Annotated in this window: 19 protein-coding genes and 2 pseudogenes; 8 read left to right on the forward strand and 13 right to left on the reverse strand. The window is 60.0% G+C overall.

All coding sequences use genetic code 11. The features are described from left to right. Positions 1 to 672: pseudogene (locus tag BSG20_RS09975) on the reverse strand (LysR family transcriptional regulator). Positions 673 to 868: 196 nt separating this feature from the next. Between BSG20_RS09975 and BSG20_RS09980 the strand changes: the two are divergent. Further along, positions 869 to 1,333 carry an RrF2 family transcriptional regulator gene (locus BSG20_RS09980; RefSeq protein ID WP_072374295.1) on the forward strand — a complete coding sequence of 155 codons (465 nt, stop codon included), beginning with the start codon at positions 869 to 871 and terminating at the stop codon, positions 1,331 to 1,333. Between the two features lie 4 nt (positions 1,334 to 1,337). On the opposite strand, the gene BSG20_RS09985 is transcribed toward BSG20_RS09980, so the two are convergent. Next, positions 1,338 to 2,441: a monooxygenase gene (locus tag BSG20_RS09985; RefSeq protein ID WP_072374298.1), complete on the reverse strand. Its 1,104-nt coding sequence runs from the start codon at positions 2,439 to 2,441 to the stop codon at positions 1,338 to 1,340. Between the two features lie 159 nt (positions 2,442 to 2,600). Here BSG20_RS09985 and BSG20_RS09990 point away from each other — a divergent pair, with 159 nt between their 5' ends. Continuing rightward, positions 2,601 to 3,338 (forward strand): metallophosphoesterase, encoded by a 738-nt coding sequence (locus BSG20_RS09990; RefSeq protein ID WP_072374301.1) that lies wholly within the window; start codon positions 2,601 to 2,603, stop codon positions 3,336 to 3,338. Here the strand turns inward: BSG20_RS09990 and BSG20_RS09995 are convergent, their stop codons facing one another. From BSG20_RS09995 to BSG20_RS10020, 7 genes and pseudogenes are all read right to left on the reverse strand, one after another. Then, the gene (locus tag BSG20_RS09995) at positions 3,339 to 5,696 is read right to left on the reverse strand and encodes a polysaccharide biosynthesis tyrosine autokinase (RefSeq protein WP_072374304.1); all 2,358 of its coding nucleotides are present in this window, start codon (positions 5,694 to 5,696) and stop codon (positions 3,339 to 3,341) included. A gap of 4 nt (positions 5,697 to 5,700) precedes the next feature. Beyond that, positions 5,701 to 6,708 carry a glycosyltransferase family 2 protein gene (locus BSG20_RS10000; protein ID WP_072374307.1) on the reverse strand — a complete coding sequence of 336 codons (1,008 nt, stop codon included), beginning with the start codon at positions 6,706 to 6,708 and terminating at the stop codon, positions 5,701 to 5,703. Beyond that, the gene (locus tag BSG20_RS10005; protein WP_072374311.1) at positions 6,705 to 7,631 is read right to left on the reverse strand and encodes a glycosyltransferase family 2 protein; all 927 of its coding nucleotides are present in this window, start codon (positions 7,629 to 7,631) and stop codon (positions 6,705 to 6,707) included. The genes BSG20_RS10000 and BSG20_RS10005 overlap by 4 nt, the downstream gene beginning before the upstream one ends. Then, the gene (locus BSG20_RS36390) at positions 7,628 to 8,626 is read right to left on the reverse strand and encodes a glycosyltransferase family 2 protein (protein WP_072374314.1); all 999 of its coding nucleotides are present in this window, start codon (positions 8,624 to 8,626) and stop codon (positions 7,628 to 7,630) included. The genes BSG20_RS10005 and BSG20_RS36390 overlap by 4 nt, the downstream gene beginning before the upstream one ends. 60 nt (positions 8,627 to 8,686) lie before the next feature. Beyond that, positions 8,687 to 9,835: pseudogene (locus BSG20_RS38615) on the reverse strand (glycosyltransferase family protein); the annotation flags it as partial. A gap of 56 nt (positions 9,836 to 9,891) precedes the next feature. Next, positions 9,892 to 10,686 (reverse strand): endo-1,3-1,4-beta-glycanase ExoK, encoded by a 795-nt coding sequence (gene exoK / locus BSG20_RS10015; RefSeq protein ID WP_072374318.1) that lies wholly within the window; start codon positions 10,684 to 10,686, stop codon positions 9,892 to 9,894. Between the two features lie 3 nt (positions 10,687 to 10,689). Beyond that, positions 10,690 to 11,808 carry an acyltransferase family protein gene (locus tag BSG20_RS10020; RefSeq protein ID WP_072374631.1) on the reverse strand — a complete coding sequence of 373 codons (1,119 nt, stop codon included), beginning with the start codon at positions 11,806 to 11,808 and terminating at the stop codon, positions 10,690 to 10,692. A 105-nt stretch (positions 11,809 to 11,913) separates the two neighbouring features. On the opposite strand from BSG20_RS10020, the gene BSG20_RS10025 reads away from it, so the two are divergent. Continuing rightward, positions 11,914 to 12,117 carry a hypothetical protein gene (locus BSG20_RS10025; RefSeq protein ID WP_072374321.1) on the forward strand — a complete coding sequence of 68 codons (204 nt, stop codon included), beginning with the start codon at positions 11,914 to 11,916 and terminating at the stop codon, positions 12,115 to 12,117. Positions 12,118 to 12,353: 236 nt separating this feature from the next. After that, positions 12,354 to 13,313, forward strand: a complete 960-nt coding sequence (locus BSG20_RS10030; protein WP_072374324.1) for a glycosyltransferase family 2 protein — start codon at positions 12,354 to 12,356, stop codon at positions 13,311 to 13,313. Between the two features lie 11 nt (positions 13,314 to 13,324). Here BSG20_RS10030 and BSG20_RS10035 read toward each other — a convergent pair whose 3' ends face one another. Both BSG20_RS10035 and BSG20_RS10040 read right to left on the reverse strand, forming a co-directional pair. Next, positions 13,325 to 14,326 (reverse strand): glycosyltransferase family 2 protein, encoded by a 1,002-nt coding sequence (locus BSG20_RS10035; protein ID WP_072374327.1) that lies wholly within the window; start codon positions 14,324 to 14,326, stop codon positions 13,325 to 13,327. A 135-nt stretch (positions 14,327 to 14,461) separates the two neighbouring features. Further along, positions 14,462 to 14,728, reverse strand: a complete 267-nt coding sequence (locus tag BSG20_RS10040) for an exopolysaccharide production repressor protein (protein ID WP_024317324.1) — start codon at positions 14,726 to 14,728, stop codon at positions 14,462 to 14,464. A gap of 792 nt (positions 14,729 to 15,520) precedes the next feature. Between BSG20_RS10040 and BSG20_RS10045 the strand changes: the two genes are divergently transcribed. The 4 genes from BSG20_RS10045 to BSG20_RS10060 all read left to right on the forward strand — a co-directional run bounded on the left by BSG20_RS10045 (position 15,521) and on the right by BSG20_RS10060 (position 19,881). Further along, positions 15,521 to 16,201 (forward strand): sugar transferase, encoded by a 681-nt coding sequence (locus BSG20_RS10045; RefSeq protein ID WP_024317323.1) that lies wholly within the window; start codon positions 15,521 to 15,523, stop codon positions 16,199 to 16,201. 75 nt (positions 16,202 to 16,276) lie between these two features. Beyond that, entirely contained in the window at positions 16,277 to 17,548 is a 1,272-nt protein-coding gene (locus tag BSG20_RS10050; RefSeq protein ID WP_072374330.1) for a polysaccharide biosynthesis/export family protein, read from the forward strand. 10 nt (positions 17,549 to 17,558) lie between these two features. Then, positions 17,559 to 18,824, forward strand: coding sequence for an O-antigen ligase family protein (locus BSG20_RS10055; RefSeq protein ID WP_072374333.1), 1,266 nt, complete (start codon positions 17,559 to 17,561; stop codon positions 18,822 to 18,824). A 49-nt stretch (positions 18,825 to 18,873) separates the two neighbouring features. Continuing rightward, positions 18,874 to 19,881, forward strand: coding sequence for an acyltransferase family protein (locus tag BSG20_RS10060; RefSeq protein WP_072374336.1), 1,008 nt, complete (start codon positions 18,874 to 18,876; stop codon positions 19,879 to 19,881). On the opposite strand, the gene BSG20_RS10065 is transcribed toward BSG20_RS10060, so the two are convergent. Further along, positions 19,876 to 23,070: an efflux RND transporter permease subunit gene (locus BSG20_RS10065; protein WP_072374339.1), complete on the reverse strand. Its 3,195-nt coding sequence runs from the start codon at positions 23,068 to 23,070 to the stop codon at positions 19,876 to 19,878. The two genes, BSG20_RS10060 and BSG20_RS10065, sit on opposite strands and share 6 nt — an antisense overlap. Next, the gene (locus tag BSG20_RS10070) at positions 23,067 to 24,242 is read right to left on the reverse strand and encodes an efflux RND transporter periplasmic adaptor subunit (RefSeq protein ID WP_072374342.1); all 1,176 of its coding nucleotides are present in this window, start codon (positions 24,240 to 24,242) and stop codon (positions 23,067 to 23,069) included. Before BSG20_RS10070 ends, BSG20_RS10065 begins: the two co-directional genes overlap by 4 nt. Positions 24,243 to 24,505 lie beyond the last annotated feature (263 nt).

Raw genomic sequence — 24,505 nt, forward strand, 5'->3', positions numbered from 1 at the left:
CTAGCCAAGGCTCCCAGCAAAACGCTCGGCCAAACGGTCCTTCTGGAAGCGAGAGGATGAAGTCGATGAAGGCGCGGGTCTTTGCCGGCAGCAATGTTCGATTTGCGTAGTCGAGCGAAATTGGCCCGGCATCGGCATACGGGGGAACGTGACCCTTCATGTATGAAGGGGAGGCGACAGCAACGAGATGAGCGGGGGCAAGCGTTCGGGCGATGACACCGGGCGTTCGTTCGAAGCCGCCCGCCGATCGCGGCATCATAGTCTTCGGAAATGACATCGACCTGGCGGTTCTCGAACATCCATTCCGGCTTCACAAGCGGATAGCGTGTCAGGAAATCCGGCAGCAACGGCAGGACATAGCCGGTGCCAAAGGCCGGGCTCATGCTGACCTTGAGGACGCCGGACGGTTCGCCTTGATCGGTCGCCACGGCGGCAATGGCACTCTGCAGGTTTGCCAGATCATCGCGGATGGCGGCGAAGAAGCGTTCGCCCGCCTCGGTCAACGTGAGCTTGCGCGTACTGCGCTGAAAGAGGCGAACACCGAGATTGGCCTCGAGGATCGCGACATTGCGACTGACGGCCGCGGGCGTGACGGAAAGCCGGCGCTGCAGCGGAAAATCCGCCGAGTTCGGCGCTGCGGACAAAGGACTCCGGATTTGCCAGCGGTTCCATCGGATTTTCAACGGTTGCTTGAAACCAAGAAAGGCTATTGTGCGGTGAAGTCGGGTGCAAGCACCGAGGTGTCTATCGGCAAAGCCGAAGTCGAATATAAACTATATAAATAATAGCTATTTCTTGTGTGTTCACGGTTTTGGCGTTATTTGCTGAATAATGGGGACGGAGTACCGGGGGCGTAAGGCAACAGGAAATGCTGACGAAAAAGGGAAAGTATGGGTTGAAGGCGCTGGTTGACTTGGCGCGGCTCGCGCCCGGTGAAACGGCCTTCATCAACGACGTTGCCGCGCGCAACAATATTCCGAAGAAATTCCTCGATACGATTCTTCTGGAATTGCGAAATGTCGGCATTCTTCGATCGAAGAAAGGCCCGGGCGGCGGCTATTCGCTGTCGCGTCCGGCCTCCGAAATCCGCATCGGTCATGTCATCCGCACACTCGACGGCCCCTTGGCACCTATTCGATGTGCCAGCCGCACGGCTTTCGAAGCCTGCGACGACTGTTCCGATCCCGAAAACTGTCAGGTGCGGCGCTCCATGACCGAGGTCCGGGACGCGATCGCCGATATTCTCGACAACATGACGCTCGAGCAATTCGTCGCATCCGGTAACAAGCTGGACGATGCCGACGAGGAAGTCGCCATTTCGGTCGCCAATTGAGGCATCAGCCGTCGCGGAAATAATGCGCCGCAGCCGCTCGGTAGAGATCGTCGGCGGCTGCATCATTTGCGCGGATTCGTGCGTTTCTCCAATGCCGATCGAGATTCCGGCCAATGCTTGTCGCACCGTTGCCGGACAGTTCGAACAGTGCGTTGGCGACCTCGAGCGCCGTCCTGCTTGCGGTGATGCTGGCGGCTGACGCGGAGAAGAAGGCTGCTTCGGTCCCGCCTGTCGAGGGGCTCACCTGCGCGAAGTCCAATTTGCCGCCGGCGCTTTCCAGGAGCGCAGCCGTCGCCTTTACGGAAAGTGCAAGTTTTCCAACCCCGGCCGAACGCGGCACTTCCCGAAGACTGGCGAGGGCGGCTCGCGCGATGCCGAGGTCCGTCCCAGCATGGAGGAGGGCGGCCAGGGCCGAACTGGTCGTGTGAGGCTGCTGGCGATTATCCGCCGCTGCTTCGCCGTTTCCAATGACGCCATTGGCAACTGCGGATCCGGCGCCGTTCGTCCTTTGCCCGAAACCATCCCAGTCATCGATGATCTGCAGCCCCGCGGTGTCGCAAGGCAGGTGGAAGCGGACCGCTTGCCCCTGCGTGTCGATCGCGTCGGCGGCGATCCAATCGGCAAACAGGATGCCGGGCACGCGCAAGCTTCGGCCGCTCAGTTGATAGCGGTCGCCAGAGGGGACCGCCGCGCCCGCTTCAGCAAAAGTTGCTGCCACGAAATGATCGCCGGCAAGGGCGCGAACGAAGAGGAGGGCCCTTCGCTCCTCGTTCGTTTCATTCCTGAGCTCTTCCAGCACGGTGAAGTGATGCTCGAGGCATTCCCCGATCGAAGAATCGCCTTCCGCGATGATGGCGACAATCTCGCCGAGGAGCGCATTGGCGACATCCAGCCCCTCATTCTCTGGTGGAACCGTCACGGCTGTCAGTCCTGACTGGAAAAGGGCGTCGAGCTCCGCGCGAGGAAAGATGCGGTTGATGTCACGCTCGCTCGCCTGCAGCGCGAAGTCCGCAGCAAGCCGGCGCGCAGTGGCGATCGCCTCTTCCTCGCTTTCGATACGGTGCGCGGCTGGTCTTGCCCGGTCGGAAAACCGCGATACGGTTCCCATTGCTCCTCCAATCAGTTGAGCCTCTAGGATTGATGGATCGCGGGTGCAATGATAAGGCGCGTTTTTCTACGAATGCACGAGCGATTGGATTTTATTGTCGCTTGATGGCACCAATGCGAAGCGTAGCGACGCTTCGATGCTCGCAATGAAAGGTTCAACATGCCTTCGACGGTCCGTGAGCGGCTGAAACTGGATCCCGGCGACATTCCGATCTACGCCATCGGTGACATTCATGGCAGGCATGACTTGCTGCAGAAGGCAGAGCAGGCAATCGTCGAGGATGCCGCCGCCATTCCAGGGCGCAAGCTGATCATCACGCTCGGCGATTACATCGATCGCGGGCCGTCATCAGCACAAGTCATCTCCCACCTGATGGGGCCTCCTCCGAAGAATTTCGACCGTATCTGCCTGACCGGGAACCACGAGATTACGATGCTCGACTATCTCGACGGTCTGGTCTCCTTTTCCGATTGGATGCGAATGGGGTCGGATGCGCTGCTGCGCTCCTATGGCCTCGACGCAGAGCAGTTGCCGCTGGTTTTCTCGACCGCAGCAAAGCTTGATGGCTTCATCAGGCAATCAATACCGAAGCCGCATGTGGATTTCCTGCGCTCCCTGCCGATTTTCGTCGATACGCCTAGCGTGCTCTTCGTGCACGCCGGTATTGATCCGATGCTGCCGATCGAGGCGCAAAGCGACGATGATCTCGTCTTCATCCGTCATCGATTTTTCGAGAGCCGTCGGCCGCTGCCGAAGGTCATCGTCCACGGCCATACGCCGAACGACGAGCCTGAGGTCCTGCCGAAGAGGCTGAACCTCGACACTGGCGCCTTCCACAGCGGCAAACTCACGGTTGCCAGGCTGTGGAAGGGGCGTGTGCATCTTTTCCAGACGTGATCAGGCGCCGGCTTTTGCTGGCTCCCGCTTCTTTGGCGTCTCTTCCGTGTAGTAGCTCACATATTTATGGCGGTAGCGTTCCGTGCCGCCGAAGTTGGTGAACTTGCCGAGCTCGGTCATGTCGGTCTTGTTGAGGATCACGCCGAGAATCTTGGACTTGATCTGCGGCTCGGCATTGAGAAGGTCACGCACGACGGATGTCGGCGTCGAGCCCCATTCGGTCACGAACAGGAAGCCATCGACCTGCGGGGCAAATGCCTTGGCGTCGATGACGGGACCGAGCGGCGCAAGGTCGACGACGATGTAGTCGAACATCTTGCGTGCATTTTCCATGAGGTTGAACATGCCCTGCGAAGCAAGCAACTCGCTGGTGTGCATGAGGTGATCGTTCGGCAGAACCGGGAGGATTGCCAGCTTTGTCACAGGATCGACCTTGACGGCACTTGCCCACGGAACCTCACCAAGAACCGCCTCGACGAGCCCCTGCTTTGGCGGTGTCTTCAGCATGCGCGTCAGGCCGGGGTTGCGAAGATCGGCGTCGATGAGCAGCGTGCGCTTGCCGCTGGAGGCGAGAAGCGCCGCGAAGTTGGCCGCCGTCGTCGACTTGCCTTCTCCCGGCATCGCCGAGACGACGCCGATAACGCGGTCCGATTTGCCCTGGAACATGACGTCGCTCGCAAGCTTCGCATTGCGCAGGGTTTCGGCGAAGATCGAGCGCGGTGCTTCGAGGACAACACGCATGATGCGTTCGAAGGTCGCGCCGGAATCGGCCGTCGCTTCGGCCGGGTCTAGCGCAGGATTGGCACGGGGCCGGAAGAGTTTGCCCTCCCGCGGCGGCTTGCCGATCAGCGGCAGATAGCCGAGGAATTTGAGGCCAAGGATCGTCCTGACGTCGCCCTCGACGCGGAAGAAACGTTCGCGGAATTCCTGGAATGCCGTGAGCGCGCCGCCGGCCATCAGGCCGAGAACGATGGCAAGGCCAAGCGTCATGGTCTTTTTCGGGCTGGACGGCGAGACCGGCACGCCTGCCTCGGAGATCACGCGAGCCTTGGCAATGGGGAAGGACTGTTGTTGCGAGGCCTCCTCATACTTGCCGAGGTAGGATTCGTAGAGTGTCTTCAAGGCAGTTGCCCGTTGCTCGAGATCGTTGAGCTGGACGATCGACCTGTCGGCTTCCGAATTCTTGCCTGTCAGGTGTTCGATGTTCTGGCGGAGCGAGGCTTCCCGTGAGCGGGCGACCTCGAACTCGTTGCGGTAACTGGACGTCAACTGCTGGAGTTCCTGATAGATCTGGCGGGTCAGGTCCTGTTTTTCGGCACGCAGAGCGACGGCTTGCGGGTGGTCTTCGCCGAAGTTTGTCGTGACTTCCTGTTCGCGCTTGTTCACCGAGATGTAACGGGTGCGCAGATCCTGGATCACCGTATTGTCCGTCTGGCCGGACGAGATTGCCGCGTTGTTGACGGCACTGTCAGGGCCAAGATCGACGATCGACTTGAACTGGTTGTAGCGGGCCGAAGCGCTGGCACTGTCTGCCTGGGCGACGATCAACTGCTTGTTGAGGTCGGCAAGCTGCTGTTCGGACATCAGCTCACCATTGGCCGATGTCAGCCCGTTCTCGGACTTGAACTTCGCCACATCGAGGGCTGCCTGCTGCGACCGCTCGCGAAGATCGGCGAGACGCTGCTGCAGCCAGACCGAGGCGCTTTCCGTCGCGTCGAAGTTGGCATTCAACTGATCGTTCAGATAAGCGTTCGCGTAAGCCTTCGTGATCCGCGCGGCGAGGAGCTTGTCGGTCGAACGGAAGGAAACCGCCAGAACAGAGCTGCGGTTGACGCGGGATACGGCCACCGCGTCCTGCAGCAGAGCGGCCGCCTTCTGGCGGCGGGCGTTGCGAGCATCGTCTTCCGTCGCCGGCGGCCCGCCAGGTGCCAATGCGCTCACGAGCAGCTTCATCCCGGACTTGATCAGCGCGGCGGGCGACTGCGCAGGATCGAGGATTGTTTCGTTATCCTGAAGCTTCTCGGCATCGACCACGCGAAGCGCGAGCTCGTTCGACTTCAGGATTTCGACGGCGCTGGCGATCTGCATGTCGACCTGCTGTGCGCTGGCCACCGGCGTCGGATCCTGCGCGTATTTCGCAATATCGTCGTCGAGCAGGATCTGCGTCATCGACGTGTACTGCGCTGTGGCAAAGAGCAGATAGACAACGGCGAGCGTCACTGTCGCAGCAACGCAGAGCGCCACCGACCCGGCACGGCGAATGACAATGGCGATCAGGCGATCGATGTCGATGAATGAATCGGAATCGTCGGCCGCTTTGGGCAGAGAACTGTGCAAGGTCAGGTTCCGTTGGTTCATGGCTCTATCCTTTGCGGGAGCGGGTCACGCCATCGATGGCTGTGAGGTCGGTCCGCGGGCTGATCAGTTGGCGAAGCGGCGCGAGCGCGCGATGGATCCGAATGGCGATCGGCATCCTGAGATGCGCCACCGCCGACGGATTGCTCCATGCCGTCTTGATCGCTCCGCAGATCGACCGGTCTTTGATGTTCTGTACGAGGATGAGGAAGGCGCGACCTCGGCGGAGGCTTCGCTCGCGAAACTCCTGTGCGGCTGCCGCCTCCGCATCCAGCGTGTAATCTCGAAGGAAGGTCTTATCGCCCTCGATCATGGCGTCGATGTGATGAAGGGAAAGAACGCGTGAAATCGATCCCTCACGGATCTGATAATCGTAGCCAGGGATTGGCTCGATCACGCAGCGCCCACCAAGCGCCATGGCCGAGGCGAGAAACAGATAATCCTCGCCGACTTTCAGTGCTTCGTTGAAACGAAGCCCATGTCGTTCGATGAAAGCGTGCTGAAAGATTGGCTTGAGATAACCAAAGTTATGCGTTGTCTGAAACAGGGCATTCGATCGTATGAATACGGGAAGCGTCAACGTGGGCGTTTCCGCCAGCGATTGTTCGGTAAACATGGTCTCCGGCGGCGTGCCGTCGGCGCGAATGACGCGGAGATTGTCGACGGCGATCTGAGCATCAGCCTTCTCGGCGCGCCCGATCATGCGCCGTAGTCGGTCCGGTTCGACGGTGTCGTCGGAATCGAGCACGGCAAGCCAGCGGCCGGTCGCGGCCGACAGGGCCGCGTTGCGCGCTGCCGCAGGCCCGCCGTTGCAGGCAAGCGCCAGCAGCTTCACGTTTCTGTCGGCGTAGCTCTCGGCAATCGCTCTCGTCTCGTCCGTTGAGCAGTCATCGGCGACGATCACCTCGACCGAAACGCCCCTTTGTGCAAGCGCGCTATCGATCGCCTTGGCGAGCGTCCCCGCTGCATTGTACGCGGCGACGATGAAGCTGACGTCGGGCTGGGTTTGCGTCATGCGGCCTCCGCCGTTCCATACTGACGGATTTCACGAACGCCCAACAGACCGCTGACGACCCCGGTATGCATGAGGCCGCGAAGGGCGTAGCGATACCGAGGAATCGGGGAAAAGATGCAAGCAAGCGCCGCGGCATAGCAGAAGACTGCCTTGGCGACAGCAAGGCCGATCTGCTTTAGCCGCTGCAAGCCGGTGTTCTTCTCCTGGAGCAGCCGCCCATGTGTCTGACCGAAGCGGAAGCGGCGCTTGGCAAGCCAGGACAAGCCGGCGCGGCTTTCGGGCACCGGTTCATAGACATAAGCCTCGGGCGCAAAGGCGATCCCGCCGCCTTCGGCATGCATGTGGCTGAAAAATTCGGTGTCCTCGCCGCCGGTGCGTCCAAGCGCCAGGTTGAAGCGACGCCCGGCCACATGGGGCGAATCGAGGCGAAGGAGGACGTTGCAGGTGTAACCGGTGCGGATTTCGCCGCCGACCCAGACGGGGAGGGTCGAGTGGAAGTCACCCTCGCGCATCCAATTCGGCGCCGTGGAGGAATAGACGCTGCGCACAGGGCCAAGCACGGCATCCGCCTTGGTCTTCCTGGCCGCGGCAAGCAATTCCACCAGCCACTCCTCGCTGGCGTCCTCATCGTCGTCGATGAAGGCCAGGAAGTCGCCGGTCGCATTGTCCAGGCATGCGTTGCGGGCAATAGAGATGTTCGATGCCGGGCAGTGCACATAGGCAATCTCATGCGGAATGGTCGGGCGAAGGGCATCGATCCGTTCCCTCGCACTCGGAACCTTGTCGTTGTCGGCCACGATGATGCGCAGCTTTGCCCCGTCCGGGACGGCCAGGACCGCAAGCGAAAGCAGCGCTTCGTCAAGCGAAGCGCGGCGGTAGGTGCAAACGCCGATATCGATCTGCATGGGTTTGACATCGTTCATGAGGAGACCTTTTTGCCGCGGAAGCTCAAAAGCTCCATCCAGAAACCGGCTGACCAGGCGAAATGCATCACCATTGCCGAAACAGCAGCAAGCGGGCCGTACGGGTTCCTGTGGCCGATGGCCATCCAGAAGCCGTAACCGACGCACGCGACAGCCCAGAGGCTGAACGGGATGACAGCCGCCCAGTTCAGAACGGCGAGAAACGCGCCGATGAAGACAGGCACGACGAGCAGCGGAAGCATCTGCCGAAGATTGGGCATGCTGCCGTGCTTGAGAATGTTCTTTGCCCGACCCCGACCATAACCGAGGTATTGGCGAAACAGCGTCGAGATGGTCGAGCGCGGATAGTAGGTCATCCGGGTCTTGTCGGTCATCCAGATACCGAAGCCGCCCTGCTTCAGGCGGTAGTCGAGTTCCGCATCCTCGTTATGGCTGAAGGTCTCGTCATAGCCGCCCACGGCATCGAAGGCTTCGATGCGCATCAGTGCGTGGTGGCCGTGATTGGTCCAATGACCCTTTGCGCCTTCGCGATGCTTGGAGCCGCCGTTCCCGAGCTTGGAGTTCTGAGCAAAGGCCGTTGCCTTCTGGAAGACGCCGAAGCCAACGGTTTCCATTGCGACCACGACGGAGTCCGCCTGGGTCAGCACGGCCTCCTGCACAAGGCGACGGCAGTAGTCGGCTGGGTAGTCGCCGTGGGCGTCGATGCGGATCAGGTAGTCGTAGTCACGGCCAAAGGTCTGGACAGCGAGGTTGATCGCCGCGCTCTGGATGCGCCGCGGATTGTGCAGCAGCACGACGCGCGGATCGGCGGTGCTGATGCGAGCGACGATTTCGCGTGTCGCGTCCGTACTGCCGCCGTCGGCGACAACGATCCGGGCATTCATGTGATCGAGCTCGAGGCTCAATTTGGCAAGGAGAGCCTCGATGTGCTTCTCTTCGTTCAGGCAGGGAATGATGATGAGACTGGAGACGCTGGCACCGGCATCAGGCTTCATGGGTGTCCACCCTTCTGGAGATAGGCTTGTGGGAATAGTTGCCCCGGCGCCGCCCCTCTCTGCGGCTGCCGGAACAAGGCGGGAAAGGTTTGCGACGAGCGCAGCGCAATCGCTGCGGTCGGCAAGCCAGGTCTTGCGATCCTTGGCGGCGACGACCTCGCTCAACGCGCGGTAACGATCGCCGGTCATGCTTTGGAACAGGTGCTCGAGCTGCGAAAGGCTCGCTTCCGGAAGCGCAAGGCCGATGTCGCGGGTCTCAAGGAAGCGTGCCGTCTCCGTGCCTTGCAGCGCGATCGGAACAGCGCCGTAGAGGCAGCCCTCATAGAGCCGGTTTGGCAGGAGCCAGCTCGAATTGAGGCCCTCCTCGAAGAAATCGATGGCCCAGGAGAAATGGACGTCGTCGTAGATCGCCCGCAAATCTTCCGGGTTGCGATAGGCGCCTTCGAAACGAAGGTAAGGCTCGTCACGCACGAAGGCGTCGAAATCCTCGAATTCGGCGTAGGCGGGGCGGCCGCGCAGGACGATCTCGACCCTGCCTTCCATGCGACGCGAGAAATCGGCAAGCAGGCCGAGCGACTTGCGGCAACGAAGCGCGCCGAACCAGCCAATCTTCCACGGCTCTCCGGGTTGCTTCAGCGGGCGGGCGAATGCCGGCTCGATGGCTGCCTCGTCGAGGGCAATCACCTTGTTCTCGATCAGAAGCGTCTCCGCTTTGATGCCGGATCGGGGACTGAAATAGTTCTCTATGAAGGCCGGAGAACTCGTCAGGATCAGCTTCGCATCCTTGCCGAAATGCGCCTCGGCACGCCGGATCGCAGTCCCCACCAGATCGTCGCGCAGCAGAAGGCGATGGATGTCCAAGCATTCGTAGACAATGGGAACGCTGCCACCGAAAAGCGCGTTGGCCCTTTGCGCGACGGCCAGCGCTTCCAGATTGCGCCCGATGATGAGATCCGGCTTCTCCACGTTCTTCAACAGTGCCTTGAGACCGGCCACGGCTTTTGCGACGGCGCCCATGCGCTGCGCAAACTTGGCATCGGTCGTGCGCCCAAGTTCGATCGGCGTGACACCCTCGACTTCGGCAAGCCGGTTCTCTCCGCGGCGAAAACCGGCGAGCACGACGTCGGCGCCCCCCTCGCGCAGCATCAGCATCCGCCGCCGTACGGCAGGGTCTGCCAGATCATGCACGAGGTAGAGCACTTTGAGCATCGACGTTCCTTTTTGGGTGCCGGCTTCCGCCGCGCTTGTTGTCTGCGGGATGCTGGTCAGTTGAGCGTGCATGCGATCGATTCAGGGAACTGGCACTTGTCACCGAGCGCGGTGAAAGCCACGCGATCGACGCTGAGAACGGCTGGCTTCGTGTAGTCGAAGCGCCCCATCCAGTTCGAGAGCGTGTCCGAACCCCATAGGCTGAAGAAGATCTTCTGCGGGTTGGACGGTATCTTCGACGGATCGGTAACATCTTGGACAAGCTTGCCGTTCAGGTAGTAGCGCAGGCGATCCTTTTCCCAGATGAAGGCATAATCGTTGAAGCCCTCGTCGGCCTTGCTGCCGACAGGAACGAGCTTCTCGTTATCGCCCTTGGCCTGCACGTACTGGTTCACCTGCACTTCGCCGGTGTTCTTGCCCAGGACTTCGAAGTCGATCTCGTCGTGCTTCTGCTTGTCGGCAGGGCCGATGTAGGTGAAGAAGGCGGAATTCAATCCGGAGCCCGTACCGGCCTTGATGCGCGCTTCATAGGTGCCGTAGCTGTAGCGCTTGGTCGTCTGGATCTCGCCACACAAGTAGTTGCGGTCCTTGGACTTTCCGTCCGCGAACGAGAGCTGCAGGGCGCCATCCTCTACCTTCACCTGGTTTTTCGACCAGGTGCAGTTCTGATGGGCGCCGTTGTTCCAGCCATCCGACACGTACCAGAAGCCGCGGTTGATCTTGTCGAAGTCATCCACAAAGGACTTTCCGGAGGTCTGTTGTGCCGAAGCCGGCAGCGCCGAAACGCAGGCTGCCGTGATGGTCAGAAGGCTCAGGCAAAGTTTTCGCGCATGGGCGATTTGGGTCGTCATGTGTCACCTTTGCTGTGTCACGAGTTTGGGAGAGATGTCGTGGGGCGAGGCCGGCGTCGCGGACCGTTTGGTTCGGCTGCCCGTCAAAATTGCGTAGATGCGTGGGAAATTCCTCCGGCACAGTCCGTTCGAAAAGGCGAGGAGCGGAAACAGCAGGGCGAAAGACAGGACGAAGAAGAGTGGATAGAAGCTCACATCCGTCTTGCCCCACAGGATCCACAGAAAGATGAGCAGCGGGTAATGGGCGCAAAAGATCCAGAAGCTCAGGCTTCCGGTCTTCGCAAGCCGTTGGCCGAGCTGCGTCTTGATCAGCGGAGCCGACAGCAGCCAGAAGCCGAGCGCGCCGACGATTGCTAGCGCATTGCGGAAGAACTGCACCCAGTCCGGCAGGGAAGGGCCGGTGTAGAAGATGGCCGTCGCCAGAAGTGCCGAGGCGGCGAGCAGCAGGAAGACGCCAAGGGCGGCAAAGCGGTCGAGCGCCTTCAGGTCGAACTGCTGCAGGGCAATGAAGATGCCGAGACTGAAGCTGAAGAGGATCGAGCGCTTCAGAACGATGTAGATCGACAGCTCCGGAATCAGCGCGATTACCAGCAAGGAGGTCAGCGTCAAAATCGGAGCGCGGCCGATCAGCCACGCGAGGATCGGCGAAAGCAGGATGCAGACGAAGAGATCGCGGAGGAAATAGAGGGGTACGTTGGCCGGAAAATCCTCCACCGCCAGCACTTGCGTCATCAGATCGCGGCCGGATGCGTTCAGCGGGTCGGGCAGATAGCCTTCGCCAACGCCGAGGCTGGTGGCCAGGACGATCGCCGCGATAAACGCGCAGTTCCAAAGCAGGAACGGCAGGAACACCGTCTGCACCTTCGTTCGCACGGTTTTCTTGTAGCTGAAGTTTTCCTGTCCACTGCGAAACAGCAGATAGCCAGAGATCGCGCTCAGGCAGGGAACGCCCACGCGAAAGAGTGCCTCCGTCAGGAAAACCCGGATCCAGTCAAATGCGCCGTAGGTCCCGTCGTAGGGACTGCTGGCGGCGTCGAACGGTATATGGACGAACACGATGCCCGAAATGAGCACAATGCGCATCAGATTGATCCGTGACGATACGTTCGCATCAACATTCACGTTGTCAGTCACCCCTTTTGGGCCGCACCTCCCCTTGCGACCGTTTTCAATCAGAGCAGACTCGAGCCCGCACCCCGAAGTTAGGGCGGATTCACGGAAGAAAATATGGCAGTGCAGCAAAAAGTGATCGGGGTCCCACTTCGTAACAGTCGTCCTGTCCTGGCTCAGTATGGGAAAAAGCCTATCTATAGCTCTGCCCGAATCGTCCTGAACGTCAACGACAGCAGTGTATTTCATAACATGATGATATTCATCAATTTCTGGCTATTTCCCTCGCCACGCGGGGCAAAAGTTTTTGTTGACTGGTGAACGATTGTTACAACGCGAGGCTGACGAACCGCTCCGATCGTGGCCGAATTGCGACCGGAGACCGGGCAGCCGTTTCGTTTCGATACGATGGCTCTGGTCCGGTCCACCAATCCGCTTTGACAAACTTCGGCCGAAATGAACGTCATCATTTTGCAGTGCAGCAGACTTGCTTGGCTTTCAGTCACCCCTAGATGCGCTGGGGTGGAAGCATCACTTCGCGTATCCAAGGAGAGTATATGGCGGCCTTCACGATCATCATCCCGTTCTACCAGCGTCAGGACGGCATTCTCAGCCGCGCCCTGGCGTCGGTCTTCTCGCAAAGCTTCAAGGATGTTGATGTCATCGTCGTCGACGACCAGTCACCACGCTCTCCCGATGCGGACCTGGCTCGCCTGTCGGAAAAGGACAGGGCGCGCGTCACGGTGATCGCTCAGCCCAACGCTGGGCCAGGGGGAGCCAGAAACACCGGTCTCGATCATGTGCCGGAAGCGACGCGGTATGTTGCCTTTCTCGACTCCGACGACGTCTGGACACCCGATCATCTGGCGAATGCGGCCAACGCGATGGAAGCCTTCGGTGGCGACTGCTACTGGGCGTCGATCGAAGGGGGCGAGGAATTCGACTATCATTTCGGTATCGCCGCGCTCGAGAAAGAAGACGGGGCGCGGCGTCTGCTGGACACGCCGCTGATCCTCGAGGTGCCGGATCTCGCCGGCGTCATGCTGAAGAACTGGGCCTTCCTGCACATGTCCTGCATGGTCATCGGCCGACCGCTGTTCGAAAAGGTGCGTTTCGATGCGGCCCTGCGATTGGCGGCCGAGGATGTCCTGTTCTTCTGCGATTGCATCATTGCGGCCAAACAGGTGCTGCTCTGCGCAGAGCCGGGAGCGCTGCGCGGGGAAGGCATCAACATCTTCCACGGTGTCGACAACGCCTCACCGGAGTTTCTCAAGCAGCAGTTCATCACCTGGATGGCACTCGACCAACTGGAGAGCCGCTTCTCGCGCCGACCGCAGGAGGTCGCGACGATCAAGGCGCACAAGAACACCGCGCGTAAGCAGGCGATCTGGAGCCAGATCGGGCTTCTGCGTCGTCGCAAGACGCCAGATTTCAGGTTGCTGGCACGCTGGGCAGCGCGCGATCCCCGCTTGCTTCAGAGCGCCCTGCAGCTGGCTGCCGGCAAGTTCTCGAGATAGTCGAACCCCGGCTACTTGGCCGGGGCGCTCAGAAGATATCGCAAGCCATTGCCCTGCGCGGTGACGGAGACGCCACCGGGATTGCGTATCCGCTCCGTCTTGTCCATCAGGATGCCTGCTGCGACAGACGGGAACGCCGCCGGGTGCGTCGCGATGTGGGCGATTGCTGCCAGCGGGCCTGATTGTGACTTGATGTCGAGGAACCGCCGCAGTTCATATTTGCCGCGCACATGCCGCTCATGCCGACGCACGGCTTCTGCGGCCTCTGGCGGCAATCTCGATGACGTCAGGAGCGCGCGATCGGCCTCGTAAAGGCGGCGAAGATCGTCGGTGCGGTGAGTGCCGCTGAGCGAATTTCCGCGCACGACAGCCCCGTAGCCGCAGCTGTGAATCACCTTATAGCGCGCGCCGAGCGCCAGGGCGCGGATGTAGAGGTCGTAATCCTCTCCAAGCCGCATCTCCTCGCGGTAACGCAAGCCATGCTTGTCCAGGAAAGCCCGGCGCATGATCGGCTTGAGGAAGCCGATTTCGCCGCGGCGGACGCCACGCTTGGAAATGTTGCCATCGACAAAGGTGGGCAGGTCGAGGAAGAGCGGACTTTCGGCAAATTGCTGGAGCCGCTGGGGAGCCTGGCTCGCCGTATCGGCGTCGACGAACGCGATGTTGTCGGCAACGAACTCCCAGTCGTCTTCCGCGAGCATCCGGCCAAAGCGGCCATCGAAGAAGAAATCGTCTGCATCGAGGATTGCGATCAGGGGTGCTGAAGAGATGTCAATGGCGTGGTTACGGGCGGCGGACGGCCCTTTGTTCTGGTCGAACCTGACGACATTCAGCCTGCCGCTGGCGTCGTCCGCACGTTTTGCGGCCGCGGCCGTGCCGTCGCTGGAGCCATCATCGACGACAACCACTTCGGCCACTTCCGGCTCCCGAAGGGCCGATCTAACGGCGGTTTCGATGGTGTCCGCTGCGTTCTTGGCAGCGATGATGACGCAAATGCTTGCGGTTTTTGCCACGCTTTACCTCCGTTGTTTCTCCCAACAACTAGGACGTCAAAATGTGGCGGACAACGGTCGGCTGTTCAAATGATGTTACGAACGGGGGCTGCTCTCCATGTTGGAGAGCCATGGCAGCGCCGCAAACAGCAACCCTTAGCGGTTGAATGGTTCAGAGCCGTTGAACGGCCTGACAGGCAGCTTTTCCGCTTCTTCGCGCTTCACTGCGGGGCGAATCGTGCGGCTCCGGGCTTCCTTCCAAACGAGGTATAGGATGCCGCCGAAGTAGCCGGTCTGAAGCAGGACGGCACAAATCGCCGTCTTGATCGCGGTGCCGGTCAAGGAACCGCTCAGCCAATACGTCGCAACAGCAAATACGGCCAATGCGCCGAGCATGCTGAAGATAACGCGAGGTGCATACATCGTCGCCTCCTCCATCGGAGCTTCGTTCAACGAACAATCATTGAAGACGAAAGCGCCACCAGGATCCTTCCTAGGATAATGTTTTACAGGACTTCCTGTTTCAACAGAAGCTCTGGAGACGTTTTTTGCGTCTGCGAAATGGGTAGTACCGCGACGATCTTAAAGGTTTCTTCCGGCTATTGGTAAAAATGCCACGTGCTGCCACCGTTCCATCGGTTTCGCGAAAGATGATTAAAAAATAATACGCACATCTTTGGTTGCGAGCAATTAGGCAATGCACGTATCTATTAGTGCCACAATGTCGGTCATATCGGGTGGGTAAGAGCGGTTATCCGTTCAACTTTTATTACAAAGTTTTAAATTCAAACGGTTAGCTGTTGCAGTGCAAAATTGATGGTGCAATGCAATAAACGGGTTCTTTCGACAAATAGAATCCGCCGCTTTTCCAGAAGCCGCCAATGCAAACCACCAATTGTCAGCACCACGCCCGAAGGACCTAGACTTCAGTATCTTTGGTGCGCATAGCAATGGTCGAGACTTTTATTGGTACACGCAGAGATTATTTCCCGATCGCCAGAGAATTGTATAGCTGTTTCAGCAAAATCTTAAAAACAAAAAAGTTGAACGGCGGCTACAAAAACACCTCGTAAAGCCTCGGTCTTAAAATTGTGGCTTAAAAAAACAAAATCACCTCATACACTTCGAATTCGTCAGCGCTAGCTAAGCGGCCTGAGCCTACCCGACCACCAGAGCCTACCCGACCAAACGGCAAACATAAGTGGAGTTACCTCTATGAAGTCTGCGACGAGATCGGACAGTTCGCCATTTTATGGCGTAGTTCATCAGAGCGTGTTTCCGCCGACTGGCGGGATCGCAAAACGGGCATTCGATATGTCCGCCGCCTGCCTCGGGCTCATCTTTCTGAGCCCGCTTTTTTTGATGGTGATGTTGCTTGTGAAGCTTTCCGACAGGGGGCCGATCTTCTACGGGCATCGCCGCATCGGCCACAATGGCCAAGAGTTCCGTTGCCTGAAGTTTCGGACAATGGTCACCAATGGTGACAAGGTTCTGCAGGAGTACCTGCGCAACAATCCGAAGGCCATGGAAGAGTGGCGTGCAACGCGCAAACTGCAGGACGACCCCCGGGTCACTGCCGTCGGTGCCGTTCTACGCAAGTTGAGCCTTGATGAGCTGCCCCAGCTCTTCAATATCATCCGCGGCGAAATGAGCGTCGTCGGTCCGCGTCCGGTCGTTCGAGACGAACTCGAGATGTACGAGAATGCGGCCGTCTATTATCTGCAGTCCCGCCCTGGCCTGACAGGCCTCTGGCAGATCAGCGGACGCAATGACGTTTCTTACGCAACCCGCGTCGCCTTCGACACGCACTATGTCGAAAACTGGTCGCTGGTTCGGGATGTCGTGATCATCGCACGCACAATCCCGGCCGTATGCGCTCAACGCGGCAGCTACTAAGCCGCATCTCAAAACCCAAAGAGTACTGCGCGGCAACGCCTTGCGGCTTGTCGTGCTGAAACACGGGGAAGGTATATGGAAAAACGCTTTCTTGACGGCAGGGCCGGACGACGTCGCACGCTAAGATCCGGTATTGTTTTCGCAGCCGGATTTGGTGCTTTTCTGGCGTCGTCATCGCTTGCTGGCGCCGACGACTACCGTCTCGGCATCATGGACAAGCTGAAGATCCGGGTGGCCGAATGGCAGACCGCGGATGGCAGCATCCGCGACTGGGCGGTCGTCAGTGGGGACTACACGGTCGGGCCTTCAGGAAGCATTTCCCTGCCTTTCGTCGGCGATATGCCTGCATCGGGCAAAACGACGGACGCGATCGCCCAGGAGATCGGTTCGGCTCTGCAGAAGCAATTTGCTCTGAAGGACCGGCCGTCTGCCTCGGTGGAATTGTCGGAATTCCGGCCGGTTTATCTGTCAGGCGACGTCGAAAAGCCCGGCGAATACCCGTTTGCGCCCAATCTCACGGTCGTAAAGGCCGTGAGCCTTGCCGGCGGTTTGCGCCGTGCGGATGCCGGGCAACGGTTTGCGCGCGACTTCATCAACGCCAAGGGTGACGCTGTCGTCTACATGGCGGACCGTGCACGCCTGCTGGTGAAGCAGGCGCGGCTGCGCGCCGAGACCGCGAACCAGGATACGATCGAAATGCCGAAGGAGCTTCAGGACAAGCCGGAGGCCAAGGCCCTGCTTGACAGCGAAACGGCCCTCATGAACACGCGCAAGAAGCGGCTGACGCTGCAGCTTCAGGCGCTTGCTGACCTCAAGCAACTGCTGCAAAGCGAAGTCGAGACTCTTGCCAAGAAGACCGAAACGCAGACGCGGCAGCTGCAGCTGGCAACGGAGGATCGCGACAAGGTCGAGGATCTGGCCGAAAAGGGTCTTGCGCTCAGTGCCCGCAAGATGGCGGCCGAGCAGCGCGCTGCCGATACCGAGGCGACGCTCCTCGATATCGATACCAATTCGCTGAAGGCCAAGCAGGATATCAGCAAGGCCAATCAGGACGAGATCACGCTTCGGAACGACTGGGATGCGCAGCTTGCCCAGGAACTTCAGAATGCCGACGCCCAACTCGACGAACTCAATCTCAAGCTGAACACCAGCAACTCGCTGATGTCGGAAGCCTTGACGCAGTCGACTGATGCGGCACGCTTCGACACCACGAGCGGCGCTGCCAGCATCGCCTATTCGATCATCCGCGAGGTCGACGGGAAGGCGAAGGAGATTCCGGTTCAGGAAAACACAGCATTGCAGCCCGGCGACCTGATCAAGATCACCGCCGGATTGTACATGCGATAACGAGGCCGCAATGCGGATCGCAAAAACGGTGCTCATCCAGCCCGGCGGGAACGCGGCCTATGCCATCCCCGCCGTGGCGCTGTCGCTTTTTTGCTTCGCCTACTCGATCAAGTTCGGGCAGGCGGCGATCCTGCTTTACTATGCGCTCTGGCTTCCGCTCATCGCTGTGGACTACAAGAAGGTGCTCGGCAGCCATAGTCGCTACCTCTGGATCTATGCCTTTGCTGCAGTCGCCTTCCTGTCGGTCTTCTGGTCAGCGGTTCCCAGCATTTCGCTACGCGCCAGCGTCCAGTATCTGACGCAGGTTATCTGCGCCCTGATCGCGGTGCGGGTGCTCGATGTGAGAACCCTGACGGTGGGGATGGTCGCGGGCGTCGGGATCGTTCTCGTGTACTCGCTGCTGTTTGGCTACTACGAGTACGATCCGCTGGATGGCACCTTCAGTTTCGTGGGGGCCTTCGCCTCGAAGAACCAGCTTGGCTTTTATGCGTCGCTTGGCCTGATCGTCTCTTTTGCAGCTGTCTTCATCTTCGGGGAGAGACGCCTCTGGATGGCGGCGTCGGGCGTGGTCGGGCTGCTATCGGCCTATTGCCTCATCGCCTGCCAGTCTGCGACGTCGGTTTTGACGACAGCCGTCGTGATCGCCCTGATGATGGGGCTGCGCGTCGTCCTCGCACTTGCCCCCGACCATCGCAAGCTGCTGGTGATCGGCGGCGGCGTTGCCGTGATCGTCCTTGCCGTTGCTGGTGTCTATCTGGGGGCGGTCGATGCCGTTCTCGGCATCTTCGGCAAGGATTCCACGCTGACCGGCCGCACCTATCTCTGGCAGCAGGGCATCGAGGCGGCCAAGCAAAACCCGGTATTGGGAATCGGCTACCAGGCCTATTGGGTCCAGGGCTTCTCCGAGCCGGAGCGGCTGTGGGAAGAGTTCTTCATCGGATCGCGCAGCGGCTTCCACTTCCACAATACCTACATCGAAACGGCCGTCGAGCTGGGGCTCACGGGCGTCATCGTTCTTGCCGTCATGTTGTTGCGGATTTTGTGGGGGCACCTGCGCCGGGTCATCGAGGATTTCAGGAACGATGAATCCTATCTGCTGTTTTCGATCGCGGTGCTGCTGACGATCCGCTCCTTCGTCGAGATCGACATTCTGACCCCATACAACGTCGGAACGTTTCTTTTCTACTTTGCCGCCGGGAAGCTGGCGACAGCGCGCCGCCAACCGGCGGTGAGCTTATGGCAACGACATAAGTCGCCAGAGCCCGTCACTCAATAACGTCATTGCATTTTCGACCGGCCCTTGACCGGTCTTTTGAGGAATCCGGATGAAGACACTTTACGGCATCCAATATCTGCGCGCCTTTGCGGCACTTGCCGTCGTGGTCTTCCATGCAGCGGAAAAGTCCGGTGAGCATTTCGCCATTGGCGCCGCCGGCGTCGACGTCTTCTTCGTCATCAGCGGCTTCATCATGTGGGTCATCAGCGATCGCCGACCGATGACGCCGCAGGGTTTCCTGCTTGATCGCTTTCGTCGCATCGCGCCGTCCTATTGGCTGGTGACGAGCGCGATGATCGCCGGCGCGGTGATCGGCCTCTTCCCGAACCTGAAGCTCACTGGCGCCCATATCATTGCCTCACTCTTCTTCATTCCTGCCCAGTCGCCGAGCACCGGTGATATCTGGCCGGTCCTCGTTCAGGGCTGGACGCTGAATTTCGAGATGTTCTTTTACGTGCTGTTTGCCGGGGCGCTCTTCCTGCCGCGTCGCTGGCGGTTGACCTATCTGACGGTCATTTTCGGGGGCTTTTTCCTGATCGGCCTTCTCTTCGAGCCCGCATCGCCGGTGCTGAGCACCTATACGCGGCCGATCATTCTGGAATTCCTCGGGGGGATCTTCCTGGCGGAATTGTGGATCCGACGCTGGATTGCGGGCACCAGTCTGGGGCTTGCTTGTGTCGGCGCATCGCTCTCCGGCTTTGCCACCATCTTCCTGATCGGAGCCGATTTCGATGAAGCAATCTGCGGGCCGCTCGCCATGGCCCTGGTTTACGGCATGGTGTCCCTCGAGGCGGGTGGCAGCATAGGCCGCGTGCCGCTTCTCACCTATCTCGGTGATGCTTCCTATTCGATCTACCTCTGGCACACGCTGGCGATCTCCGTGATCGTCAAGGCTGCAGGCGCAGTCGGGATGTCGGCAACGTCGACGATCGCAATCGCCGTCATAGGAGGCACGATCCTCGGAGCCGCAGCCTACGAGCTTGTCGAGAAGCCGCTGCGCAAGATCCTGTCGTCAGACCTGCTCAAACAGAACGCGGTCGAGCGGCGCCCTTCATGAAGAGGTTTCGGTGGCAGTCTCCTCGGAGGGCGGCGCGGTCTCGGTCTGCGCAACTGGTTTTCGCCGGCGCGCGCGCAGCACGACGTAGAAGACGGGTGTCAGGAACAGGCCGAAAATCGTTACGCCAAGCATCCCTGAGAAAACGGCCGTTCCGAGCGATTGACGCATTTCGGCGCCGGGGCCGGTGGCGATCATCAGCGGCACGACGCCGAAGATGAACGCGAAGGCGGTCATTAGGATCGGCCGCAGACGCAGGTGACTGGCCTCGATCGCGGCCTCGACCGCCGATTTGCCTTCGTCCTGGGCCTGTCTCGCGAACTCCACGATCAGGATGGCGTTCTTGGCTGCCAGACCGATCAGCACGATCAGCCCGATCTGCGTCAGGATATTGTTGTCCATCCCGCGCAGGTGAACGCCGATCAAGGCAGCCAGGATCGCAAGGGGAACGATCAGGATGATGGCAAGCGGCAGGACCCAGCTTTCATACTGTGCCGACAGTGCCAGGAAGACGAAGACGACCGACAGGGCGAAGATATAGATCGCCGTGTTGCCGGTGTTCCGTTCCTGAAAGGCGATTTCGGTCCACTCGAAGGTTGTTCCTGCTGGCAGCAGCTGCTTGGCAAGGCCCTCCATCTTGTCCAATGCAGTGCCCGTCGAAACGCCGGGGGCGGCATTGCCCTGCACGGGTACGGACACGTACATATTATAGTGCTGGACGAGCGACGGGCCGCTGGTATCGCGGATATCGACCAGCGTGCCAAGCGGGACGAGTGCGCCGGTGGCGGATCTTACCTTCAGGGCGAGGATGTCGTCCCGCTCGACGCGATATTGTTGGTCGGCCTGGGCCCGCACCTGGTAGACACGCCCGAAAGCATTGAAATCGTTGACATAGGATGTGCCGAGATTGATCGACAGCGTATCAAAAATATTGGAGATCGGTACGTTCAGCGTACGCGCCTTGTCGCGGTCGATTTCGAGGAAGTACTGCGGGCTGTTGGCGGAGAACGTCGTAAAGACGCCCGTCAGGCCCTCTGTCTGGTTGGCCATGCCCATCAGCTGATAGGCGACGCCAAGAATGCGGCGCATGTCGGAGCTTTCGCGATCCATAAGCTGCATCTTAAAGCCGCCCGCATTGCCGATACCGGAAATCGGCGGCGGCGGGATAGCGATGATGAAGGCCTCCTGGATTGCCTGCAGGCTCCCGTAGAGTTGTCCAATGATCGTGGACGCCGTCTGCCCGTGCTCCAGGCGGTTTTCGAAGGTGTCGAAGGCAGCGAAGACGACGCCGGAGTTGGAGGCATTGGTGAATGTCGCGCCGCTGAAGCCCGAGAAGGCTACGGCATTCTTCACGCCTGGCGTGTTGCGGATAATATCCGAAGCGCGCTCGACAACGGCGTCGGTGCGGGAAAGTGCTGCACCGTCCGGCAGTTGCACGACGACAATAGCGTAGCCCTGGTCCATCACCGGGACGAAGCCACCCGGAACGATCCGGCTCATATAGTATGTCGCGCCGAGCAGACCGACAAAGACGATGAGGGCGAGGATTCGTGCCGCAACCGTCTGCACGGTGTGACGGACGATCCATGAATAGCCCGCACTCAACCTGTCGAACCCTTTGTTAAATCCGTTCGCAAGCGCGCTTCCGAAACGCGCAATCGGATTGCGACGCTTCTCGTGCTCCTCGTGGGGCTTCAACACCAGCGCAGCGAGGGCCGGCGAGAGGGTCAGTGAGTTCAGCGCCGAGATTGCGGTGGCGACCGAGATCGTCACCGCGAACTGGCGATAGAACTGACCCGAAATACCGGGGATGAAGGCGGTCGGCACAAAGACGGCGATCAGCACGAGCGAGATCGCGACGACTGCCGTGCCGACTTCGTTCATCGTCACATGCGCGGCCTCCCGCGGCGTCATTCCCTTTGCCAGGTTACGCTCGACATTCTCGACCACGACGATCGCGTCGTCGACGACGATGCCGATGGCCAGCACCAGGCCGAACAGCGTCAGCATGTTGAGCGAGAAGCCGAAGGCGAGCAGAAAGGCAAAGGTGCCGATCAGCGAGACCGGGATGGCGACGATGGGGATGATTGCCGTTCGCCACGACTGCAGGAATATGAGAACCACGATGGCGACGAGCAGGGCGGCTTCAGCGATCGTCTTGTAAACCTCGTTGATCGACTCCGCGATGAATTCAGTCGGGTTGTAGACGATGTCGTAGCTGAGACCTTGCGGAAAATCCTGAGCGACAATGTCCATCGTCCTCTTGATTTCGGCTGCGGCCGCGAGCGCATTGGTGCCGGGACGCGCGAAAATGCCGAGCGCCACGGCCGGCTTGCCGTTCAGATAGCTATTTGTGACGTAGTCTTTGGCGCCGAGTTCGATGCGGGCGATATCCTGCAGCTGGACGAGACGCCCTTCCGCGGTCGCCTTGACGATGACATAGCGGAATTGTCGTGCATCCGAGAAACGTCCCTGGGTCGTCACAGTATATTGAAAGGCGTTGGTGCCGGCAGCCGGCGGTCCGCCGATCGAGCCGCCGGAGACCTGCACGTTCTGTTCTCGCAGCGCATCGACGACGTCGCCGGAGGTCATGCCGTAGGCCGACAGTTTTTGCGGATCGAGCCAGATGCGCAGCGAATACTCGCGCTCGCCGAACAGGATGACGTCGCCAACACCGTCAAGGCGAACAAGCGTGTCGCGGATGCGTGTGCGCGCGTAGTTGGAGACGTAAAGCTGATCGTAGCGAGAGTTCGGTGACAAAAGATGCACCACCATCATCAGGTCGGGCGAACTCTTTGCCGTCGTGATGCCGATGCGCCGCACCTCTTCTGGAAGGCGTGGTTCGGCGATGGCAACGCGGTTCTGCACAAGGACTTGCGCCTTGTCGAGGTCCGTGCCGAGTTTGAAGGTCACGGTCAGGGCCATCGAGCCGTCAGCGGTCGAATAGGAGGACATGTAAAGCATGTCCTCGACGCCGTTGACCTCCTGCTCGACCGGTGTCGCGACGGTATTGGCAATCGTCTCGGCATCAGCGCCGGGATAGGAGGTGCGGATAACGATGGTCGGTGGCGCAATCTCGGGGTATTGCGCCACGGGTAACTGAAAATAGGCGATGCCGCCGACGATGAGCAGCACAATGGAGAGCACCGACGCGAAGATCGGGCGGTCGACGAAGAAGTGTGCAAATCTCATCGGCTGAGCTCCAAGCCGGCGGCTTCTGGCGCAATTTCCTCGCGGCTTTGCGGAAGCTCCACCACTTGCGGCGTCACCTTGGAGCCTGGGCGTGCCCGCAGGAGGCCATTGATGACGATCGTCTCGTTGCCGTCCATGCCCTCACGGATCACGCGATACCCATAGAGCCGCGGGCCGGGGCGGACCGGCTTTGCCGTGACAGTGCCGTCATCTCCAACGACATAGACAACGCGTTGGTTCTGGTCAGAACCGATCGCCTCATCGGGGACAAGGATCGCTTTGTAGACGTTCGACGCTTCAACAGAAACGCGACCGAATAGGCCCGGCTGGAGCACATAGTTCGGGTTGTCGAAGCGAGCGCGTATGCGCTTCGTGCCGGTCTCGCTGTCGATGCGGTTTTCAGCGAAGTCCAGCTTGCCCTTGAATGGCTTTTCGTTCGAATCCGTGATCGTTACCTGGACCTCGACGCCGCCGCCGCCCTCCTGCAGATCAACCCCGCGCTCGCGGGCAGTCTGCGCGAAGTTAAGAAGGCGGCGCTCGTCGACGTCGAAGTAGAAGTCGATCGGATCCACCGAAACGATGGTGGTCAGCACCGATTGGTCGGCCTGGACCAAGTTGCCGACGGAGATCAGCCGGCGGTCGATGCGCCCGCCGATCGGGGCCGTGATCTTCGTATATTCGAGGTCGAGTGCCGCGCGATCAGCCGTCGCTTGCGCGCCGCGGACGTTCGCCTGTGCCGAAACCCATTCGCGCCGGCGGTCGTCAAGGATCGATATCGACTGGCTGCCGCTCGTCGCCAGGCTCTCGGCCCGCTTGAACTGAGCGTCGGCGTAGACGAGCGTGGACTTGGCCACCTCCAGTGCCGCGTTCGCTTCGTTCAGCGCGGTGTTGAATGGCCGCTGGTCAATGACGAAAAGCAGATCGCCCTGCTTGACGAGTGCGCCGTCGGTGAAATGCACTTCCTGCAGGTAGCCCCCGACACGCGAGCGCACTGATACCTGATCGACCGGTTCGAAGCGGCCAATGAATTCGTCATTGTCGACGACATCGCGCACGACAGGTTTGGCGACGGAAACGGGAGGGGGGGAGGCTGGCTGCTGCGCCATCGCCGCGTTGAACGGCAGGAGAGCCAAGGTGCCAATGGCCAGCAGACGTCGAAGGGAGGAAGGCATGGCGGTTTCCTTATCCGGACGGCCGCAAGCGCCGCCGTCGCTTATGCTGATGTGATGCGATTCATGTCTTGATGTCTCTAAACAAGGGCGCTGGCCCTCATTCACCTATGCCATTGCAAATTTACGATCGCGGCGGTCGGCCGCGCAGGCGTGCTTGTCATCGAGAAAACCGGTCGACCGAGACCACTGCATTTCCGATAACCCTCTGGATTTCTACTTTAAACGGCTGCCGATCGAAATTGCAAATGCCAACCGGTTGCAAT

It is taken from the genome of Rhizobium tibeticum (genome assembly GCF_900110205.1).
Classification (GTDB): domain Bacteria; phylum Pseudomonadota; class Alphaproteobacteria; order Rhizobiales; family Rhizobiaceae; genus Rhizobium; species Rhizobium tibeticum.

What these genes read in the sequence shown, in the direction of transcription:
- BSG20_RS09980 (WP_072374295.1), top strand. Translation starts at nt 869, where the DNA reads ATGCTGACGAAAAAGGGAAAGTATGGGTTGAAGGCGCTGGTTGACTTG.
- BSG20_RS09985 (WP_072374298.1), bottom strand. Translation starts at nt 2,441, where the DNA reads ATGGGAACCGTATCGCGGTTTTCCGACCGGGCAAGACCAGCCGCGCAC.
- BSG20_RS09990 (WP_072374301.1), top strand. Translation starts at nt 2,601, where the DNA reads ATGCCTTCGACGGTCCGTGAGCGGCTGAAACTGGATCCCGGCGACATT.
- BSG20_RS09995 (WP_072374304.1), bottom strand. Translation starts at nt 5,696, where the DNA reads ATGAACCAACGGAACCTGACCTTGCACAGTTCTCTGCCCAAAGCGGCC.
- BSG20_RS10000 (WP_072374307.1), bottom strand. Translation starts at nt 6,708, where the DNA reads ATGACGCAAACCCAGCCCGACGTCAGCTTCATCGTCGCCGCGTACAAT.
- BSG20_RS10005 (WP_072374311.1), bottom strand. Translation starts at nt 7,631, where the DNA reads ATGAACGATGTCAAACCCATGCAGATCGATATCGGCGTTTGCACCTAC.
- BSG20_RS36390 (WP_072374314.1), bottom strand. Translation starts at nt 8,626, where the DNA reads ATGAAGCCTGATGCCGGTGCCAGCGTCTCCAGTCTCATCATCATTCCC.
- exoK (WP_072374318.1), bottom strand. Translation starts at nt 10,686, where the DNA reads ATGACGACCCAAATCGCCCATGCGCGAAAACTTTGCCTGAGCCTTCTG.
- BSG20_RS10025 (WP_072374321.1), top strand. Translation starts at nt 11,914, where the DNA reads ATGGCAGTGCAGCAAAAAGTGATCGGGGTCCCACTTCGTAACAGTCGT.
- BSG20_RS10030 (WP_072374324.1), top strand. Translation starts at nt 12,354, where the DNA reads ATGGCGGCCTTCACGATCATCATCCCGTTCTACCAGCGTCAGGACGGC.
- BSG20_RS10040 (WP_024317324.1), bottom strand. Translation starts at nt 14,728, where the DNA reads ATGTATGCACCTCGCGTTATCTTCAGCATGCTCGGCGCATTGGCCGTA.
- BSG20_RS10045 (WP_024317323.1), top strand. Translation starts at nt 15,521, where the DNA reads ATGAAGTCTGCGACGAGATCGGACAGTTCGCCATTTTATGGCGTAGTT.
- BSG20_RS10050 (WP_072374330.1), top strand. Translation starts at nt 16,277, where the DNA reads ATGGAAAAACGCTTTCTTGACGGCAGGGCCGGACGACGTCGCACGCTA.
- BSG20_RS10055 (WP_072374333.1), top strand. Translation starts at nt 17,559, where the DNA reads ATGCGGATCGCAAAAACGGTGCTCATCCAGCCCGGCGGGAACGCGGCC.
- BSG20_RS10060 (WP_072374336.1), top strand. Translation starts at nt 18,874, where the DNA reads ATGAAGACACTTTACGGCATCCAATATCTGCGCGCCTTTGCGGCACTT.
- BSG20_RS10065 (WP_072374339.1), bottom strand. Translation starts at nt 23,070, where the DNA reads ATGAGATTTGCACACTTCTTCGTCGACCGCCCGATCTTCGCGTCGGTG.
- BSG20_RS10070 (WP_072374342.1), bottom strand. Translation starts at nt 24,242, where the DNA reads ATGCCTTCCTCCCTTCGACGTCTGCTGGCCATTGGCACCTTGGCTCTC.